The organism is Algoriphagus chordae (assembly GCF_003254055.1).
GTDB classification, from domain to species: domain Bacteria; phylum Bacteroidota; class Bacteroidia; order Cytophagales; family Cyclobacteriaceae; genus Algoriphagus; species Algoriphagus chordae.
In genome coordinates this window covers 311,798-331,822 of record NZ_QKZT01000001.1, presented here as the reverse complement: position 1 = coordinate 331,822, position 20,025 = coordinate 311,798, and the positions used below count along the sequence as shown (strand labels likewise).

The window sequence follows — 20,025 nt, the reverse complement described above, 5'->3', positions numbered from 1 at the left end:
ATTTTCTCAATTAGAGGATAACTTATGAAAATAGAGCAGCAATGCCTCCTTTTTTTGTTATTTGGCTATCTTTGCCCGCAAATTCCAGATAATGTCAGCAGCTCAACATCCTATTCAACTCCAAGGCATAGCCCTAGAATCCATAGCTCAAGAATTCGGTTCGCCAGTATATATATATGATGGTGAAAAGATTGTGAGTCAGATCAAATCATTACAATCTGCCTTCGCTACCGTTCCTTTGAAGATCAAATATGCGACTAAAGCCCTTTCCAATATCAGCATCTTGAAGTTGGTGAAAAAGGCTGGAGGAGGAGTAGATGCCGTTTCCATCGAAGAAGTAAGGATCTGTATGGAAGCAGGATTTGCGGCCTCTGAGATCATGTATACGCCTAGCGGAGTAAATTTCCGTGAGGTTAAAGAAGCAGTGGAATTGGGGGTCATGGTTAATATTGACAGCTTACCGCTGATGGAGGAATTTGGTGCTAGATATGGCAATACGATGCCAGCATGTATTAGGATCAATCCACATATCATGGCGGGCGGAAATGCTAAAATATCTACTGGCCATATTCAAAGTAAGTTTGGGATATCTATCCAGCAGCTCCCAGAGATTTTGGATCTGGTGAAGAAGTTTGATATTAAAATCGTCGGTCTTCATATTCACACAGGTTCCGACATTCTTGATGCTGAGATATTCCTAAGAGGAGGCAACGTGCTGTTTGAGGCAGCCATGAATTTCCCGGATCTTACATTTCTAGATTTTGGGGGAGGTTTCAAAGTAGCCTATAAGGCTGGTGATCCCGCGACAGATATGGCAGAAGTAGGCACAAAAGTATCTGCTGCCTTCAATGAGTTCTGTGACAAGTATGGCAGAAAATTAGAGCTTTGGCTTGAGCCTGGCAAGTTTCTAGTAAGTGAATCGGGCTACTTTGTAGTAGAAGCTAATGTGGTCAAGAAGACTCCTCAAATCACCTTTGTAGGGGTAGATTCAGGATTAAACCACTTGATCAGGCCTATGATGTATGATGCTTTCCATGATGTATATAATTTGAGTAATCCAGACGGAGAGCTAAAACCTTACAATGTAGTTGGCTATATCTGCGAGACGGATACGCTTGCCAAAGATCGAATGCTCCCAGCGGTCAGCAGAGGAGATTTATTGGTTTTCAAAAATGCTGGGGCTTATGGCATCAGTATGTCCTCCAATTACAATTCTAGGCTACGTCCTGCGGAAGTTTTGGTATGGGAAGGCAAGGCCCAATTGATCAGAAAACGTGAAGTTTTTGAGGATTTAATTAGAAATCAGATCGTTTTAGACATTTAATTCCATATTTCTATAGCCACATTCCCTTTGGTATAGTTATTGACCCACAGTGCTCATTAAGCAGATAACAATCCAGCTGCCCATTTACAGTAGAAAAGGTCTGAAACTCATTCGATTGTACGCCCCAATCAAAAGCCCTAGTAGTTTCAAAACCTATAATTCATGTTCAAATAACCTTCTGCCCAAATGAAAATAAGTAAATTTGAAGAGAAGGAATTGGAGGCGTAGTGCATGACAAGAACTATACAGCATAAATTTTTACTGATATTGACCCTTTTGCTTTTTGTGCTTTCGGGGATATCTACTTATGCGCAGGTGGTAGTGCCAAGAGAAGGCTTTCCTTACTGCGAACCATTTACAAATACATCTCCTAGGGCAAATACAGTAATAGGAGGGTATTTTTATTCTGGAACGCAAAAAACTCCAAAATCAGTTTCTTCAATGCTACCAGGGGGAGCATTGCAGTTAACTTCTGAATCTCCTGATCAAACAGGATATGCTTTTATTGATTTGCCTTTTTCACCAGTTTATGGAATTAGAGCTTCGTTTGAGTATTTTGCCTATGGCGGCTCTACAGATCCTGCAGATGGGCTTAGCTTCTTCCTTTTTGATGGAAATTTTGATGCATCTACTTTTGAAATTGGCGGTTTAGGTGGCTCGCTAGGGTATGCCGCACACAGGTATAATTCTGGCACAATAACTTCAGCAGGGGCAACAGGTGGTTATTTAGGCATTGGTTTAGATCAGAGAAATTTTGGCAATGAGTATAATGGAAAAGTCGGATCATTCAGAGACCCGATTGGATTTCTTACTGGACCAGCACCTGCTACAGAGCAATACATTAATAGTATTTCCCTTAGAGGCCCTGTTAATACTAATGATATAAACAGAGACAATAATCCCGATTATTCGAACCCTTCAAATGTAACTTACCAATATGATAGTTATAAGTTTATTGATGGTAAAATACTGAATCAATCCTTTGATGATTATAACTTGGGCGCTACAAATCTCGGCTATTATTTATTTAGCGACCCCTTAGATTTTTTTACAATCGGAACCACCAAAGATTATAGAGTTACGGATTGTTATGAATCAGGATATCGAAAAGTATTTATTGATTTAAAGCCTAATCCTTCGACTGGTTTTTATGATGTTTCTATGTGGATGTTAGTAACAACTACCGATGGTAACCCCAGAATAGAGCCAATTTTCACTAACGTTTCTTATAATTTTCCATCACCTGAAAATTTAAAAATAGGTTTTGCAGCCGCTAATGGTCAAGACTTTAGCTATCATGAAATTAGTAATGTAACTGTGGATGTTTCAACCGAAGCAACTTTCCCTTTAAATACATATCCAATTGATGAAGAATTTTGTGAAGGTGAATCTGAAAGAGAATTGATATTAAAAATCCCTCTTGAAAATGAAAATAGTTTTATTCGCTGTATTCAATTATACCGTAGCATTTCTGATGTTCCATCGGCACCAACTTTTTCGCCGATCTGGCCAGATCAAGATCCAAATAATGCATGTGCTGTGGATGGAATATGTAGCTATAATTATTGCTTAAATGGTAATGAAAGTTTAGAAGATGCTCAAGGTTATGGAAACTTTGAGATTACTGGAATTGATGAAGTAGACGACAATGGTAATATCGTTGGAGAGATAGATGTAAAATTCACTGCAAATCCTAGTTTCACCTCAGGTGTGGCTCAGGTATGGTATACAGTGACAGATAATTACGGTCAAATATCTGATCCCCAGCCTATTAAAATTATTTACACTTCATTGCCAACAATAATTCCTCCAGCTCCAGATGAAATTGTAGGTCCTACATGCGATGGTCAATCGGATGGTTATATCACTGGGGTAATTGTAAATGACTTATTGCCTAGTCCAAATAGTTCATTTCAATGGTATGAAGGCGATGGCATAGATACCAATGGAGAGATTATCAATAAAGTGCCAATCCAAGGAGGTACTATTACTGGGATTACAGGACTAAATATAGGTAAATACTACTTAGAGGTAACAAACAGCAATGGTGGAAATGGCTGCCCAGTCATTCAAGAGTTTGAAATAACTGATGAGAGAGGTACACCAGTTGTAGTGGATGCGGATGATCAAGCAATTTGCGAGGGAGGTCCTGTCACCTTTGTTCCAAGATTAGAAGATCCAACTGACGGGAATAATCCTATTTACAAATGGTACAAAGATGCCAATAAAGTGCCGGGATCTGAGATTACCAATAATCTTCAAGAAGGGAATGTGACTTACACAATCAATTCATTGACAGGGGAATTGACTGTCACAGGACTAGCTCCCAATACGACTCCCTATATTTATTATGTAGAAGTAGATAACCCAGCTGATAATTTATGTGCTTCTGAAGCGGGTAACTTAACTCCAGCTAAGGTAACTGTAGGTCCAGGGGTAACATACTTAGTTGACGTGACGAAGGAGGACTGGTGCTTGGCAAATGGAGGAGAAATTACAGTTAGTAATTTAGGAGGAGGAGATGGTGCATTTTTATTGGAATTGCTGGATGAAAATGATGTTGTACTATCATTCAAAAATATCAACACTACAAGCGGATCATTTTCTGGGCTTGCAAAAGGTATTTATGCGGTAAGAGTAACTTCCGGAACTCCTGCCTGTATCAGCACTAGCCCCCAAGAAGAAATTCAAGGTCCTGATGAAGCACTTTCCATCACCATCCTGAGTCAAACAGATCCTACTTGCGGATTAGAAAATGGAAAGATTGAATTCGAAGTAGCTGGTGGCACATCTGCCTACGCGATAAATGTAAATGGACTTCCCCTCTCCGATTTCAGTTCCACCGTATCTGGCAACATATACACCTTGACTGGACTGGCTCCCGCAGCTAGCTACACATTGGAAGTACTTGATGCAAACTCCTGTGATGCAACAGTAAATTCTACGGCATTGACTGCTACAACAGTACCAGTCTTTGAAGCAAGCAATGTGGACATATGCCCTACTGAAACGGCAATCTTGAGTCCATTAATCATTGATCAAAGTAACAGTGTGCCTGTATTTAACTGGTTTTTTGACGCAGCATTCACCCAGCCAATCACTGCTGGAACCGTAAATGGAGTTACTTATTCTTTTTCTGGGGATGATTTGATTATCGACGGTTTGACGGAAGACCAGTCTAGTTACGAGTATTATCTACAGGTAACTGGGACAGATGTTTGTAATCAAGCTCCTATCACGGCAACAGTCAACATTACGCCAACTCCAGTAGTAGATGCTCCAGTAGTAACTCCTGTGACTTGTAATGGTGGCACAGATGGTATCATTACCCTGATTCCTTCAGATCCTGCCACAGCAAGTGACTATGAGTACAGCATTGATGCTGGAATTACCTACCAAAATGGAGATGCATTCTCAGGACTTATTGCAGGTACTTACGATATTCAAATCAGAAATAAAACGACCGGCTGCTTTAAAGAACTCACTGGAATTGTAGTACCTGAGCCTGCTATAATTGAAGTCAATCAACCAGATATTTCCAGAGCATCTTGCGGTTTGCCCAATGGAAGTATAGATAATTTGGTCATCACAGGAGGTTCTAGTACCTACGCCATAGAATGGAGAAGAGGATCCGAAACTGGGCCAATAGTACCTGGAGATCTGACTGGTGCACAAGACTTGCTTTCAGGTACCTACTTTGCGATTATCACAAATGCTGCGGATGGATCTTGCAGCACAGTGTTCGATTTTTTGGTAGAAGAACAACCACTCCCTGATTATCAAGTAGTGCCCGTAGAAGAAGAATGTGAAGGAACTCCAGTCACCTTAACACCTGTAAACATTGTCAGTGGAAGCTCAACTACAGAAGTGAAATGGTACAAAGGCCCAGGTCAAACAAATGAAATTCAGAATGGACCAGATCCAGTGGATCCTGATGTGGTCTATACTATAGATGACACAGATTGGGTCAATCCGAAAATAACAATCGATGGTCTAGCTCCTGGTTCCTATACTTATTACTTCTATGTGGTATGTACCGGACAAGAGATCCCAGTAGCTGTGGAGATTTTCGCTTTTCCAGTAGTCACTTTTGAATCTTCGCCAGAGACTTGCTTTGATGCAGCTGATGGAAAAATCTCTGTCGCATCTGGTGGAAATGCAAGTCAAATTTATTTTGTGGATGGAAGTTCAACAGCCCTGACTCAAGCAGAATTGGAGAATCTGAACTTTGCTCCTAAGGTATACGATATCCGTGTTGAACATATAGGAATAGGATGTCCCGCAAGTTTCCAAGTAGAAGTTTTAGGGCCAGCGGCACCTTTGAATGTAGAGCCATTGACTCAGATCGATCCAGGCTGTGGTGCTGATATAGGAATTATTAGAACAAAGATCACCGGCGGTTGGGCTCCTTATGAGGTGACCCTGTTCAAAGATGGCACTGCGCTGAATACTCAGAATATTACTGGATCAGATTACGAAGCACTGGATTTAGCTCCAGGCGATTACTATTTGAGTATAGAAGATGCTGAAGGATGTATTATCTCTTCTAATACCATCACACTAGTCTATGGCCCATCTCAGATTTTGGTAGATGATGTAGAAATCTGTGAAGGTGGTGTCGCGGAGTTGAAACCAAGTATCAACCCAGTTGCACCAGGAGCTACATTCGAATGGTTTAAAAATTCTGCGCTCACGATACCAATTGTTTCTGATCCCAATCCAGATGCAAATGGTCATATTTTCGAAATCTCGGCTGATGGGACGCTCTCTGTTTCTGGATTAGATAATTCTGATTCACCAGTCACTTATTATGTAAGAGCTGTGGGAGCTGGGGTTTGTCCAGGATTTGTAGCAGATCCAACAGTTGGAGTTTTTGACCAACCTACTGTCACGGGTGTACCTGTAGATGAAATTTGTTTTGGAGAGGGAGGCACCATCACATTAGCTGCAGCTGGCGGAAGTGGTACTTATGAATACTCACTCGACGGCAGCAACTTCCAATCCTCAAATGTTTTTACCGTGGCCTCTGGAACCTATACTGCTACGGTAAGAAGTGGTGGATGTGAAAATACCTCAAGCGATATCATAGTCACTGGGCCATCCACTCCAATTAGTAATTCTACACCTACTACGAGCAATCCTACCTGTGGACAGTCGAATGGAGTAATCGCATTCCAGATTTCTGGCGGATTTGAGAATTATGCTGTTGAAACCTTCCAAAACGGTCAAAGTATAGGCACAACAAACCTTTCTGATGGTAATTTTGAATTGCATAATCTAACGGCTGGTACTTACAGCTTTGAAATTACCGATGGAAAAGGCTGTATATATCCTGTTGCTGATGTAATAGATTTAGTAGATGGATTAACTCCTTTGGAAGCTCCAGACCAAGAAATTTGTGAAGGAGAAGTTGCCTCCATTACGCCTACGTCCACACAGATTGGAATATCACCTTCCTACACCTGGTATCAAAATTCTGATGGGACCGGAGAAATCACCTCTGGAACTACGGCTGGAATTACATATCAACTGGGTTCTGATGGCACATTGTCCATCACAGGATTACCTGGCAAGGCTACTCCATACACTTATTATGTTGGGATTTCTGGTGCTGGAGTTTGTCCACCTCCTTTGAAAGCCGTCGATGTAATGGTTTACCCTATTCCAAATCTCAGGGTTTCTAACCCTTCGATTGTATGTGATCCTACAGGAACAGTGGATTTGACCGAATATATTGAAGGCTTCAATGCTACTATTTATGATTATCAGATTGAAAGTCCGACTGGAGAATCTATGCGTTTGGATGAGATCGAAGCAGTGGATGAAAGTGGAACCTACCTTGTTCAAAGTAGTTTGAAAGGTGCCAAATGCTGGACGCCTATCAATCGAATACTCGTAAAAATTGCTGAAACGGAACTGATCCCCGAATTTAATTATGAAGCAGATCAAGGAGGAGGCAATATTCTTGTCAATGCAGAAGTTCAGATCTTAGAGCCAGTAGATTTCTTGGATGCTTCCCAAGGTGATGTTGTGATTTGGAATTGGGATTTCGGTGATGGAAGGAATAGTTTGGAACAAAATCCTACGCATATCTACGATACTAAGGGAATGTTTACAGTGACTTTGACTACCATTGATGAGATTGGTTGTGTGGCTACTTTCCAGCGCGTTATTGAGGTTAGGGACGATTACATGATCATAATTCCCAATGCCTTTACTCCTACAGGGAGCAAGAATCTTTATTTCAAACCTCAATTTAGAGGGATCTCATCGATGGATTTCTATGTGTTCAATACCTGGGGAGAATTGATCTTTGAATCTAATTCTCTAGAAACATTGGGTTGGGATGGTACTTGGAAAGGCAAAGCAACTCCAAATGGGAATTATGTGTACAAGGCTATCTTCACAACTCGTTCTGGCCAAAAAGTAGAGAAAGCCGGTGTATTTGTATTGATTAGATAAATGAGGAAATTGAGGTATATATGGGTTTTATTCGTCTTGATCTTTGGTGTGGCCAAAGCTCAGGATACCCAGTACTCTCAATTCTACGCTGCTCCCCTGTATTTGAATCCTGCTTTGACTGGTGCTAGCGAACTTACTCGTATAGGCATCAATTACCGAAATCAATGGCCAGGTTTGGACCAAAATTTCAATTCCTATTCAGCATACATCGATCATTATATTTTTGATTATAACTCTGGTATAGGTTTGATTTTCAATGGAAGTCAAGAAAGTATGGCCAATCTATCAACTAATGAAATTGGCCTTTCTTATGCCTATAGGTTAAAACTCAGCGAGGAGACATTTTTCCGAATTGGCGGCATGGTCAGCTATATGCAGCGTGACGCACTCTTCACAGATCTAGTCTTTGGTTCGCAGATCGATATCACCAATGGTACCATAGGCGGCATTACCGATGAGCTCAATGGAATCCCGATTGACAGTCGCTATAGTTTTGTAGATTACAGTGTCGGAGGAATGTTTTATTCCGATAAGATCTGGCTAGGCGTTTCTGCCCATCATCTATCCGAACCCAATACCTCTTTTGTAGATGATCAGATCTCAAAACTTCCTATGAAGCTATCAGCACAGGGAGGAATTAAATTTGATCTGGCTGGAGGACGCAGAAATTACTTCACCCATGCCTATGCGGAGCGATCAATATCTTTTGCCTTCAACTACAAACAGCAAGACCCTTTCAATCAACTAGACGTAGGTGCACAATTGAATTTGGAACCCTTGGTTCTGGGACTTTGGTATCGAGGACTTCCTACCAAAAATGAGTTGCCAAATAATGATGCGGTCATAGGCGTAGTGGGCGTATCTCTGGAAAACGGACTAAATATTGGCTATTCCTATGATATGACAATCTCCAAATTAGGTTTGAAAAATAGTGGAGGGGCTCATGAAGTATCTCTCACTTATACATTTTTATGGGGTGATTCCAAAAGCAGGGGACAGCGAAGTCGTATTGTGCCATGTTTTAAATACTAGCCAAATTTTTAAAATTAATTTTTTTGAGTCTTTGTAGCACTCTTTTTTATTTGGCACCTAGAAAAAAGCATCCTTTCCTAAGTTTTTTGACTATTGTAATATTTTAATAGAAAATATACTTTTTCAAGCACACTGCTTATTTAAGCTAATTCAGCTTCCCCGATTTCCAAGAATTCCCAATACTTGCATATTAAGAATTTTCTATGCTTATTTTGGATTATTATGAAAAATGAAGAATATCATTTTGTTGTATGTGATATACAAAAAATAATATTCTTAAATGCGAAATGCATTAATGTCAATTCATAAGGCAATTTTCATAAAATTAAAATCACCTAAAATTCTGAGAGTTAGTAAGAGAATGCAAGTTCGAATTCATAAAAGTGGAAGTAAAGGGCTGGTGCTTTTGCTGAGCATGATATGCTCCTTCCCCATGTATGCATCTTCAGATTACAGTTTATCAGTTACAGAGCCTATTAAGGTGACTGTTACAGGTAAGCTCGCACTTTGCTCACATGAGGAGAAAGGAAGTGTTATTCTGAATGTAGCAGGCGGAGTAGCTCCATACAGTTATCGCTGGAATACCCTTGAAACAAGTAAAGATCGTACGAATCTTAATGCAGGTACTTACACAGTAGAAATTACCGATGCCACTGGGACTACTCATATTGAAAGGATTGTTGTTCAGCCTCCTTATCCTTTGATCTTAAGCGAGCCCGAGATAAAAGATGCAAGTTGTAGTTCTGGAAAAGATGGCTATGCAAAAATAGCTGTAAAGGTAGGTAGAGGGGAACCTTATCAAATCACTTGGAGCAATGGACTCAAAAACACTTGGGAGGCAAATAGACTGGAGCCTGGGGTATACTCAGTGACTGTGGCGGACAAGTATCACTGCGATGTGACAACAACTTTTGAAATCAAAGCTGTCTCTGAAGGAATCAATGTTTCAGAATCCATTCAAACGCTGAGCTGTGCTAGCGAGAAAAGTGCCAGCATAACTTTGAATGTGTCAGGCGGAGTTGGCCCCTATACTTATAAATGGAGCAATGGCTCAACTTCTCAAAATCTTCAAAACATCGGTGCTGGGGAATATTCTGTCCAAATCCAAGATCAGAAAGGTTGTTCATACCAGGCCTCCTATAGTATTACAGCTCCAACCTCCATGGAGATTCAAACTAAAATCTCTGATCCAACTTGCGCCGATTCTGCCAGTGGTCTAATTCAGCTTGAGGTCTCTGGCGGACAGGCCCCTTATACCTATCGCTGGAATAATGGAAATACTAGTTCGATTAATTCTAAACTCAGTTCAGGCAAATATACGGTTGTAGTTACCGATGCTATGGGCTGTTCTCTGGAAAAGGAGATCGTATTAGCTCCGGCTTCAAGTTTGGAAATAAAACTGCTCGAAATGAATAATGCCAGTTGCCAGGGAGCAAATGATGGATCTATTAGGCTGGAAGTAAATTCCGCAGAAAAAGGATTGAATTTTCTATGGGATGATGGATTTACAGAATTAAACAGAAACAATCTGAGAGCAGGGACATATTTACTTACCGTGTCAGACGAAAGTGGTTGTGAGAATTCAAAATCCTTCACGATCAGCGAGCCCAACCTTCTTCAAGCTAAAATCGAAACAGTACTAGATGTGGACTGTGAGTTGGGAGCCGTGACTGGAGTGGCTTGGGTATCTATTCAAGGTGGAAACCAACCCTATCAAATTACCTGGAATACTGGAGAAAAGGACCTACGGGAAATTAATTTTAGTAAAGCTGGAAATATCAAAGTGAATGTGACAGATGCAACTGGATGTTCTTCACAAACTGAAGTGAGAGTAGATTTTCCGACTTCAATTAGTAAATCTGGAAGACTGAACTTCAAGTATAGAAAACTAAAAATCAACAGCGAGCCTAAAGTACAAGTAGACGAGGAGATCATCTTCGAAAGTGAAATTTCTGAAGAATTCATCGGCTGGGAATGGGCATTTGGTGATGGGAATGCATCTACAGACAAAGATCCAATTCATGTTTTCGACAATTCAGGAACATTCGAAGTTACCCTAACTGCCTATGATGTTTTTGGCTGTTCAAGTGTGGAAAAAAACATCATTCAAGTCAATAAGCCTGCAGAATTAATAACGATTCCCAATGCATTCACCCCGAATGGGGATGGTCTAAACGACACCTTTCTTCCTAAACTTAGAGAAGTTGCTACTTTCTCTATGGAAATTTTTAATACCTGGGGAGAGCACATTTATTCCACCTCCGGCCTGGAAAGTCAAGGCTGGGCTGGAATATATAAAGGTCAGGCTTCACCTGGCGGAAATTACCTGTACAAAATAACCTATACTTCTCTCAGCGGCGAAATCTACTACCGTACAGGCAGAATCACCCTAATTCGTTAATTAAATGAGAAAATATTTCACCCTTACGGCCCTTCTATTTCTTTGCCTCGCTGTCAGTGCGCAGGATATACAATATTCACAATTTTACGCTGCGCCATTGTATCTTAATCCAGCTATGACAGGAGCATCTGAAATGACTCGATTTGGAGTGAATTATAGAAATCAATGGCCAAGTTTGGATCAATCCTTTCGAGCTTATTCTGCCTATGCTGATCATTATATATTCAGTGCAAATAGTGGTGTCGGGTTAATTGTCAATCGCTCTGAACAAAGTATGGCAAATCTCAGTATGACTGAAATCGGAGCTACCTACTCCTATAGAATGAGATTGGGTTCTAAATCTTTTTTGAGAGTAGGTGGCCAAGTAAGCTACATGACTAGGGATTCTTATTTTGGAGATATGGTTTTTGGTAGTCAAATCAATGGCCAAACAGGAGATATAGAAGATTATTCCGGAGAAAAACTCGGAGATGATATTAGTCATCAATTCATGGATTACAGTTTTGGCATGATGTACAACAACGACAATATTTGGTTTGGATTTGCTGCTCATCATTTGACACAGCCTACAATTTCGTTTCTGGAAGATCTGGATAGCAAATTACCTCTAAAGCTTTCTGCACAAGGAGGAATTCGTTTTGATTTATCTGGAGGAAGTGCTGTTCAATATTTGCATAAAACGGAAAATACCCGCGAACTTACTTTAGCATTCAACTACAAGAATCAAGGTGGCTTTCAACAGTTGGACATTGGCGCTCAGGTGAATCTTCAGCCACTAGTTCTAGGACTTTGGTATCGGGGAATTCCAGTGACAAAGGCAGAACTTACAAACCATGAATCGATCATTGGAGTGCTGGGAGTTTCTTTAGGAAATGGGCTAGATGTAGGATATAGCCATGATTTCACATTATCCTCACTAGGAAATGCTAACACGGGAGGGGCTAATGAAGTCAGTGTCAGATATAGTTTCTTAGCTACAAAGAAGCGGGGTGCTGGTAGAAAAACTTCAATGCCTTGCTTTAGGTATTGACTCATGCAAAGCATTAGGATGGTTGTTAAGGTTATAGCTTTTTTGCAAAATTAATGGTTCGATAATTTTAGCTATGCACCATACAATTTGGCTCCTTCTCCACTCGTAACATAGTATTGTGTTAAGGCTATTCTATAGACCTTTGGCTATGAAGACAACGTACTTTATCCAATCAGTTTTTTTACGAATTATTTCAAAATCCTGAGTATAAGATTTTTAGCCCCATCATTCTTTGATCAAGAAGTCTTTCGATACTTCAAAATCGCCCACGTATTGAAAAATGCTGCGAAACCGATCATGATCAAAAAGTACTTTGAGATATCTTGAAATCCACTTCCTTTGAGTACTACCATACGCATTACTTCTATGAAATAGGATACGGGATTGGAGTAGGCAATGACTTTTGCCCAGCCTGGCATACTTTCGATAGGAGTAAATAGTCCACTCATCAGAAGAAAAATCATCATAATGAAAAATGCTACTGACATCGCCTGCTGCTGGGTATCGCTATAGGTGGAGATCAATAAGCCCACTCCCAAAAGCGCAACCAGGTAAATAGCCAGAAATCCATACAGGAGGAAAATACTACCCATCGGGACAATTCCATAAACGATCCTAGCAACGAAAAAGAGTCCAATGCTAAAAATGATTATGCCAATAATCCAAAATGGAATAAGCTTACCTAAGATAAACTGGTACTTTTTGATCGGCGTGACATTGATCTGTTCGATGGTTCCGATCTCTTTTTCCTTCACGATATTCAGAGCGGACATATAAGCTCCCACCATTGTCACCAAGAAAACCAAAATCCCAGGAACCATAAAGAATCGGTAATTCATAAAGGGATTAAACCAGTTGGACGAAGCAACTTCGATCTGAGGAATGGGATTGTAACGATAAGGATCAATCCAATCCAGGCGTACTTCTGCATTGTAGTTTTGGATGATTTGATTGAGGTATGCACCTCCAAGACTCGCCTTAGTACCATTGATCGCATTTACTGCAATGAAGAGTTTCTCGCGGTTTTCCCGCACAAGATTTCTCTCAAAACCTTCCGGGATTTCCAGAATCAAATCTGACTTTTCCTCTTCAATTTGCTGAAAAGCAGCATCGAAAGAATCTCCAAAATCTGCCAAGACAAAATATCCCGAAGCCGTGATCTTGGAAATCAATTGCTGAGAATAAGGACTTCTGTCGTGATCGACGATGGAAATATTGATGTTTTTGATCTCATAATCCGCTGCCAAAGGCATGACTAAAAGTTGGATCATCGGCATGGCAAAGATCATCGGAAGCAGAGATTTATTTCTGAAAATCTGCTTAAACTCTTTTCTGAGCAGGAATAAAAGCGTTCTCATGCCAGACGGATTTTAAATTTTTTGAAGCTCACAAAGAGGAAGAAAGCCGTCATCCCGACCAGAATCAGCGTTTCTTTCCATATCGCAGAGAAGCCGAGTCCTTTGATCATAATCGACTTCACGATAATGTAATACCACTTACTCGGCACCACATTAGAAATGATACGAAGCGGCATTGGCATATTTTCGATGGGGAACATAAAGCCAGTGAAAAGCATGGTCGGAATCATCATTCCCATCAGTGCGATCAGCATGGCGGTTTGCTGAGAATCCGTGCTATTGGAGATCAAAAGCCCAAGTGAAAGTGCTGCAATAATGAGCAAGCTGCTTTCTGCGTAGAAGAGCAATAGACTTCCTTCGAAGGGCAATCCCATAAAGAATATGGACATCAAAAGGATCACTGTCAAATTGAATAGAGAAAGGACGAAATAGGGAACTGCTTTGGAGATGATTACTAAGAAGGGATTGAAGGGCGAAACTAGCAGAACTTCCATGGTGCCATTTTCCTTTTCCCGTACAATAGAAATCGAGGTCATCAGTACGCAAATCAATACCAACACCAAGGCCATTACACCAGGCACAAAGTTCGTTGCTCCCTTCAATTCGGGATTATAGAGCATCCTGATTTCTGGCTGGATTTGATACGGTAGTTGGGTTTCATTCACGCGTTCCTGCTGATAATCCCGCAAAATGTTGTTGACATAATTCGTCAGCGTATTCGCTTTATTAGGATCAGAAGCATCAGCGATTACCTGAATTTGTGCTGAATTTTGAGCCAGAAGATCCGAATTGAAATTGGCTGGAAATACTACCGCTAGATTGACTACGCCTTTCCTAAATGCCGCTTCTATCTCCCTATGCGACATCAATGAGCTTTGAAGTTCAAACTGATCACTGGCTGCAAGTTTCTGCGTGATCTCTCTCGATGCCGGATCATTGGCATAATCTACCACCACGATTTTGGAATCTTTGATCTCATTCGTAAGTGCAAATCCAAAGAGCAAAATCTGCGCAATGGGAAGCCCAAAGAGCATCAGAAGCGTCTTTCGATCTCGAAACACGTGGTAGAATTCTTTCCTTACAAAGGTGAAAAACTGCTTCATATTAGTCTGCTTGTCGTTTTGCACCTCGTGCGAGTTCAAAGAAAACTTCGTCCATGGAAGCTGCATTGTAAGTTTTCTTAAGGTTAGTTGGTGTATCCAAAGCCTTCATTTCCCCATCAACCATCATTGAAATGCGATTGCAATATTCAGCCTCGTCCATGTAATGCGTAGTCACAAAAATCGTGATTCCGCGATTGGAAGCTTCGTAGATCAAATCCCAAAACTGTCTTCTGGTTACAGGATCTACACCGCCAGTTGGTTCGTCAAGGAATACAATCTTTGGGTCATGAATGATCGCCACAGAGAAGGCAAGCTTTTGCTTCCAACCTAGTGGAAGTGAGCCTACCAGTTTTTTGCTTTCTTCTTTTAATCCAAGTAAGTCAATCAGGTGATCACTTTTCTCCTTGATTTCCTGATCGCTGAGTCCATAAACTCCCCCGAAAAAGCGGATGTTTTCTATCACAGTCAGATCTTCGTAAAGAGAGAATTTCTGACTCATGTAACCAATGTTTGCCTTGATCTTTTCTGTGTCTTTGTAGATATCAAATCCCGCGATGGTAGCCTCACCCGACGTGGGTGTAGACAAGCCACAAAGCATCCGCATCGCTGTAGTTTTGCCAGCTCCGTTAGCTCCAAGAAATCCAAATATCTCACCTTCATAGACTTCGAAAGTGATCGCGTCGGTTGCGGTGAAATCCCCGAATTTCTTGGTGAGTTTATCCGTTTTGATGACTACATTTTGCATATCAATGATTCATTAGTTGGATAAAACAATCTTCAATCGTCGGCGTTATTTCCTTCAATTCTATAGCAGCGTGACCGAGCTTTTCTAAGTTCTTGCGTAGAGATGGCTGGACTTCTGGACTATTCTCCTGAAAAGTCAAGTGATGGTATTCTCCAAAAGCAAAGCAACTTTTGACGGATTCTTGCTTTCGCAAATCTTGTAATAACACACTCATTTTTTCTGATTTCACTGCGAACAGTGGCTCAGGGTAAGCTTTGATAATTGCTGCTGGCGTATCGATGGACATGATTTTTCCACTTTGGATCAAAGCAATCCGTTCACAAAGTGTCGCCTCATCCATATAAGGAGTCGAAACTAGAATCGTAATTCCCTGCACTTTCAGTCGCTTCAGCATATCCCAAAATTCCTTTCTGGAAACCGTATCCACACCGGTTGTTGGCTCATCTAGAAACAAAACTGTCGGTCTATGAATCAGAGCACAGCAAAGTGCCAACTTTTGTTTCATTCCACCCGATAGCTTACCTGCTTTTCGGGTTTTGAATGGCTCGATCTGCACGTAGATTTCCTTGATCAAATCGTAGTTTTCTTTGACAGTTGTATTGAAAAGGGTTGCAAAGAAATTCAGATTTTCCTCCACCGTAAGATCTTGATAGAGCGAGAACTTTCCCGGCATATAGCCCACTTGCTTGCGGATTTCCTTGTAGCCAGTCACCACATCTAATCCATTGACCGATGCGTTGCCTCCATCAGGAAGTAGCACTGTGGTAAGCATGCGGAAAATGCTTGTTTTCCCAGCCCCATCTGGCCCGATAAGCCCAAATAGTTCGCCTTTTTTGACTTCAAAACTGACCTTGTCGACCGCAGTTAAAGCCCCTTCATTGTATGTTTTCGATATATTTTCGAGCGTAACCATGAATGTTACTGAAAATTGATTTCTCCATACATACCGATTTTGAACTTGCCTTCATTAGGCACATCTACCTTGATGGCGTACACCATATTGGCACGCTCATCTTTCGTTTGGATCGTCTTCGGAGTAAATTCTGCCTTGTCATTGATCCAAGAAATTGTGCCTTCTGTCTTGTCAAAACCACCATCACCACTATCTGTATGTACTGTCACTTTTTGCCCAAGCTTCACCTGCGAAAGTTGATTTCCACTGATATAAACCCGGAGAATGATATTCGACAAATCAGCGATTTTGTAAAGCGGTTTGCCTGGAGCGGTCATTTCATTTTGCTCGGCGTATTTAGTCAAAACGGTTCCTGCCATAGGGTTGATGATTTGGCTTTTTCCCAGTTGATCATTTAGCTGTGCGATCTGAACTTCCATCGGACTAGCATCGTTGCTGATCCCTTGTGTTGAAATATTCAAGGTTGATTTCTGTGCCTGAATTTGCGCTTTGATCAGGTCCACTTGGGCAGTAGCATCATCCAATTGCTTGGGAGTAGCGGCATCAGCTTTCACCAGATTGCTCACACGGGTTTGCTCACGTTCGGCGGTTTTCAGTTGCTCATTCAACGCGGCGAGTTGGAGAGAAATGTTTGGTTTTCGGCCAGTCAACGCTGTGATTTGTGCTTCCAGCTGTAGTTTTCTGAGATACAGCTGGACAGTATCTACATAGCCTATTTGTTCTCCTGCTTGAAGTGTTTGCCCTTCTTCTAACTTAAATACTTTCAGCACTCCAGCAGCTTCCGCCGAGATGATTGTCTCATCAGCTTCGAATGCTCCAGATGCATCGAAAGTTTTTTCTTCTTGACAGCCAAAGCTCAGTATAGTGGCTAGGGCCAGTATGGATAGGGATAAGTTTTTCATCATCTCTTGATTAATTTCCAGTGGTAAGTTGATAGGTATATTGCGCCATGAGTAGTTGGATGCGATGCAAAACCTGATTTTGTCGAGCCTGATCTTCGGCATTGACGTACATCAGGTAATCATTTGCAGTGATGCTTCCATATTCAAGCTGGTTATTAGCCGTGGTTTTTACTTTTTCCCGGAGGGTAATAATCTCATCGTCAGTCTGCAATAGTTTGAGGTATTTGAGGACATCTTGCTTTTGCTGAGTCATCGCCAGATTTGTGTTTAGCAGGAAAGTTTCCTCTTGAAGCTGAACAGCATTTTGGTTCAATTGGATTATTTCTTTTTCTCTGGACGAGGTGTAGAAATTGCTAATGTTCCAATTTAGTCTCAAGCCAGTCACGTAGAAAAATTCAAAATCGTTGCTCAGGAAGTTCAAGCCTGGTCTACCGTAGCCTCCTTGAAAAAATAAATTGAAATGAGGATTATTTCTCTTATTGACTAATTCACTTTGTAAGACAAAACTCTCTTTTTGGGCGGCAAAACTTGCGAGTTCTGGTCGGTTGATCTCATCGTCCAATTCCCGTGGTGCAGGAGGAATCAGCTGTGTGTTTTCGTCCAACTCTTCCCCGATGAATATGGAGAGCATATCCATAAAGGCCTTTCGATTGGCTTCCATTTCTACTGTTTTTTGATCAGCATTTAGCATTTCCGCTTTTAGTTGATCAGCATCACTTTTTAGCGCGATGCCATTCGCTATACCAGCATTTGCACGGTCTAGCCCAGTTTGGATGTCTTTCTTCAACAGTGCAGTTTGAAGTAATTGTCCATCTACGAGCATAATTCCAAAAAATAGTTGATTGATTCTATTTTTGATCTGGTAGAGCTCCACTTCCAAGTTTTTGGATTCCACTTCCGCATTGGCTTCGGCAATTGCCTGCTGATGGCTATTAGTGCCAAAATCAGTCAGGGGCTGGACTATTTCACCATAGATCTTGTATTGATCTTTGGCAAGTGGCTCGATGATAATATTCGGAATATCTACCGGCAAGCCAGTAACATCAGATTGGTAAGTTGCTTGCCCATTGATATTAAACTGAGGGATATTCCCTTTGGAAATATTTTCTACAGAATAGTTTTTGGTCTGCTCAATGAGTTCCATTTGCCTTAGAAGTGGGTAATTGTCCCTAGCTTTTTCGTAGCATTCTTCCAGGCTGAGCTGTTTTTCATTTTGAGAAAAAGCTAAATTCGGAAGCAGTATCAGCGCCAAGAGAGCACTGGCCATAATGCGTTGTTTTTGATTTAAACTACTTTTCATGTTCAGTTATTAAACATTTGAATAATCTTACTGTGAAGAACTCATATTTTATAACATGGCCTTAAACCATATTGGAATAAGAGTTTTACGCTCCTGCATCAGTTCTTCAAACTCTGCTTGATCGATATCACCCAGACCTTTTATCATTGGGTTTGCCACGAAAGGAAACACTGTCATTCCTAGCATATTCATCATGAAATGCAGCGGTTTGATAGGTTTCACTCGTTTAGCTTCTATTTCCTCTTGGAGTTGTTGAATGAAAATTGAGTTGAGAAAAGCCTTTTTCGCTCCCGTTTTTTTGATGAGCTCCTCAGGATTGTTTCTCAATTCACTCAGGATGAAAATTGGGATGTTAGGATTCTCAGTAAGTCTATCGATGTAATTCTCTGGGATTAGCTCGATTTTCTCTTCGAAACTCGTACTTGGATCATCGAAAACTGATCGGAGTGACTGGAAAAAGCCCTGGAGACTTTCGGTCATGATCAAATCAAACAAACGCTCTTTACTTCTAAAATAGTAATTCAAAAGCGCTAGATTTATACCAGCTTCTTCTGCAATATCTCTCGTACGCGTAGCTGCATAGCCTTTTTGCTGGAATATAATCCGTGCGGCATTCTTGATTTTTTCCTCTGTGGAACTGTCTAATTTTTCTTTAGCCACTGTATCTGTAGTACTTAATTTAGCACAAAGTAAAAGGCTGAAATATTATAATCAAACGTTTTAATCATAATATTTAATCAAATGATTAAAAACTGAGCAAAATAGATGGGAAGTACTGCTTCCCATCTCATTATCTACTGATTCTTAAATGATTCTAATTCTTCTAATTGCTCCAGCGACTTTTCAATCTGCGTACCACCAGCGGTAGATATCATCCATTTCACCCATTTTTTATCAGCATTCTCTGGTTTGAAATTCACAAAAATCCAAACTGCCAACACTGTAAACAAACCTGTGATGATCAACTGGGTAATCAACCAAACAGTTGGGGCCTGACTAGGAAAATAACTCAGGCTAAGATGAAAAGTACTGTAAAATGGAAGTTGGATAGCGACGATGCGCATGCTTCTGATCAGAGAGAACTTCAGCTCGATCAATTGTGCTTGGATCTCTGCGACTGAACCGTCATAACGAATTTGGTTTGCCATCACCAAGTGACGGATGTAATCCGAAAACACTTTAATGTTTACAATGAAAATCACGGCTACTGAAATTGTAAAGAAGTCAGGTTGAAAATCTGTGGCTTTCAATCCTATTCCCAGCACAGCTCCAAGGAACAGTAGGTAAAGACTACCAAAGGCAATTCCAGTGATTTTCTCGGCTTTCATTCCCCACATAGCCTTTTTCATTTTCTGGCTTTGTTGCTCTCGCAAGAGCTGTAGGTTTAATGACATAAGCTGATCAATTTTACTTTCTTGTGTTTTCCAAAGGCTTAAAATATCTTGATTTTGCATG

General features: G+C 40.8%; 13 protein-coding genes. 5 read left to right on the top strand and 8 right to left on the bottom strand.

The features are described 5' to 3' along the window. The first annotated feature begins 91 nt into the window (after positions 1-91). The 5 genes from lysA to LV85_RS01365 all read left to right on the top strand — a co-directional run bounded on the left by lysA (position 92) and on the right by LV85_RS01365 (position 12,249). The gene (lysA, locus tag LV85_RS01385) at positions 92-1,324 is read left to right on the top strand and encodes a diaminopimelate decarboxylase (protein WP_111316381.1); all 1,233 of its coding nucleotides are present in this window, start codon (positions 92-94) and stop codon (positions 1,322-1,324) included. A 267-nt stretch (positions 1,325-1,591) separates the two neighbouring features. After that, a complete protein-coding gene (locus LV85_RS01380) occupies positions 1,592-7,786 on the top strand; it encodes a PKD domain-containing protein (RefSeq protein ID WP_211318358.1) in 6,195 nt (2,064 codons plus the stop codon). Then, positions 7,787-8,818 (top strand): PorP/SprF family type IX secretion system membrane protein, encoded by a 1,032-nt coding sequence (locus tag LV85_RS01375; RefSeq protein WP_111316379.1) that lies wholly within the window; start codon positions 7,787-7,789, stop codon positions 8,816-8,818. Positions 8,819-9,179: 361 nt separating this feature from the next. Next, positions 9,180-11,219, top strand: a complete 2,040-nt coding sequence (locus LV85_RS01370) for a T9SS type B sorting domain-containing protein (RefSeq protein WP_158531118.1) — start codon at positions 9,180-9,182, stop codon at positions 11,217-11,219. A gap of 4 nt (positions 11,220-11,223) precedes the next feature. Further along, on the top strand, positions 11,224-12,249 hold the full coding sequence (locus LV85_RS01365) for a PorP/SprF family type IX secretion system membrane protein (protein ID WP_111316377.1): 1,026 nt from the start codon (positions 11,224-11,226) through the stop codon (positions 12,247-12,249). A 236-nt stretch (positions 12,250-12,485) separates the two neighbouring features. On the opposite strand, the gene LV85_RS01360 is transcribed toward LV85_RS01365, so the two are convergent. From LV85_RS01360 to LV85_RS01325, 8 genes are all read right to left on the bottom strand, one after another. Beyond that, positions 12,486-13,607 (bottom strand): ABC transporter permease, encoded by a 1,122-nt coding sequence (locus LV85_RS01360; RefSeq protein WP_111316376.1) that lies wholly within the window; start codon positions 13,605-13,607, stop codon positions 12,486-12,488. Further along, the gene (locus LV85_RS01355; RefSeq protein ID WP_111316375.1) at positions 13,604-14,710 is read right to left on the bottom strand and encodes an ABC transporter permease; all 1,107 of its coding nucleotides are present in this window, start codon (positions 14,708-14,710) and stop codon (positions 13,604-13,606) included. The genes LV85_RS01360 and LV85_RS01355 overlap by 4 nt, the downstream gene beginning before the upstream one ends. A gap of 1 nt (position 14,711) precedes the next feature. After that, positions 14,712-15,455 (bottom strand): ABC transporter ATP-binding protein, encoded by a 744-nt coding sequence (locus LV85_RS01350; RefSeq protein ID WP_111316374.1) that lies wholly within the window; start codon positions 15,453-15,455, stop codon positions 14,712-14,714. A 1-nt stretch (position 15,456) separates the two neighbouring features. Continuing rightward, a complete protein-coding gene (locus LV85_RS01345; RefSeq protein WP_111316373.1) occupies positions 15,457-16,368 on the bottom strand; it encodes an ABC transporter ATP-binding protein in 912 nt (303 codons plus the stop codon). A gap of 5 nt (positions 16,369-16,373) precedes the next feature. Next, the gene (locus LV85_RS01340) at positions 16,374-17,273 is read right to left on the bottom strand and encodes an HlyD family secretion protein (protein WP_111316372.1); all 900 of its coding nucleotides are present in this window, start codon (positions 17,271-17,273) and stop codon (positions 16,374-16,376) included. 7 nt (positions 17,274-17,280) lie between these two features. Continuing rightward, positions 17,281-18,570: a TolC family protein gene (locus LV85_RS01335; RefSeq protein WP_111316371.1), complete on the bottom strand. Its 1,290-nt coding sequence runs from the start codon at positions 18,568-18,570 to the stop codon at positions 17,281-17,283. Between the two features lie 48 nt (positions 18,571-18,618). Continuing rightward, positions 18,619-19,230 carry a TetR/AcrR family transcriptional regulator gene (locus LV85_RS01330; protein WP_111316370.1) on the bottom strand — a complete coding sequence of 204 codons (612 nt, stop codon included), beginning with the start codon at positions 19,228-19,230 and terminating at the stop codon, positions 18,619-18,621. A gap of 134 nt (positions 19,231-19,364) precedes the next feature. Beyond that, positions 19,365-20,024 carry a hypothetical protein gene (locus LV85_RS01325; protein ID WP_111316369.1) on the bottom strand — a complete coding sequence of 220 codons (660 nt, stop codon included), beginning with the start codon at positions 20,022-20,024 and terminating at the stop codon, positions 19,365-19,367. Position 20,025: the final 1 nt, after the last annotated feature.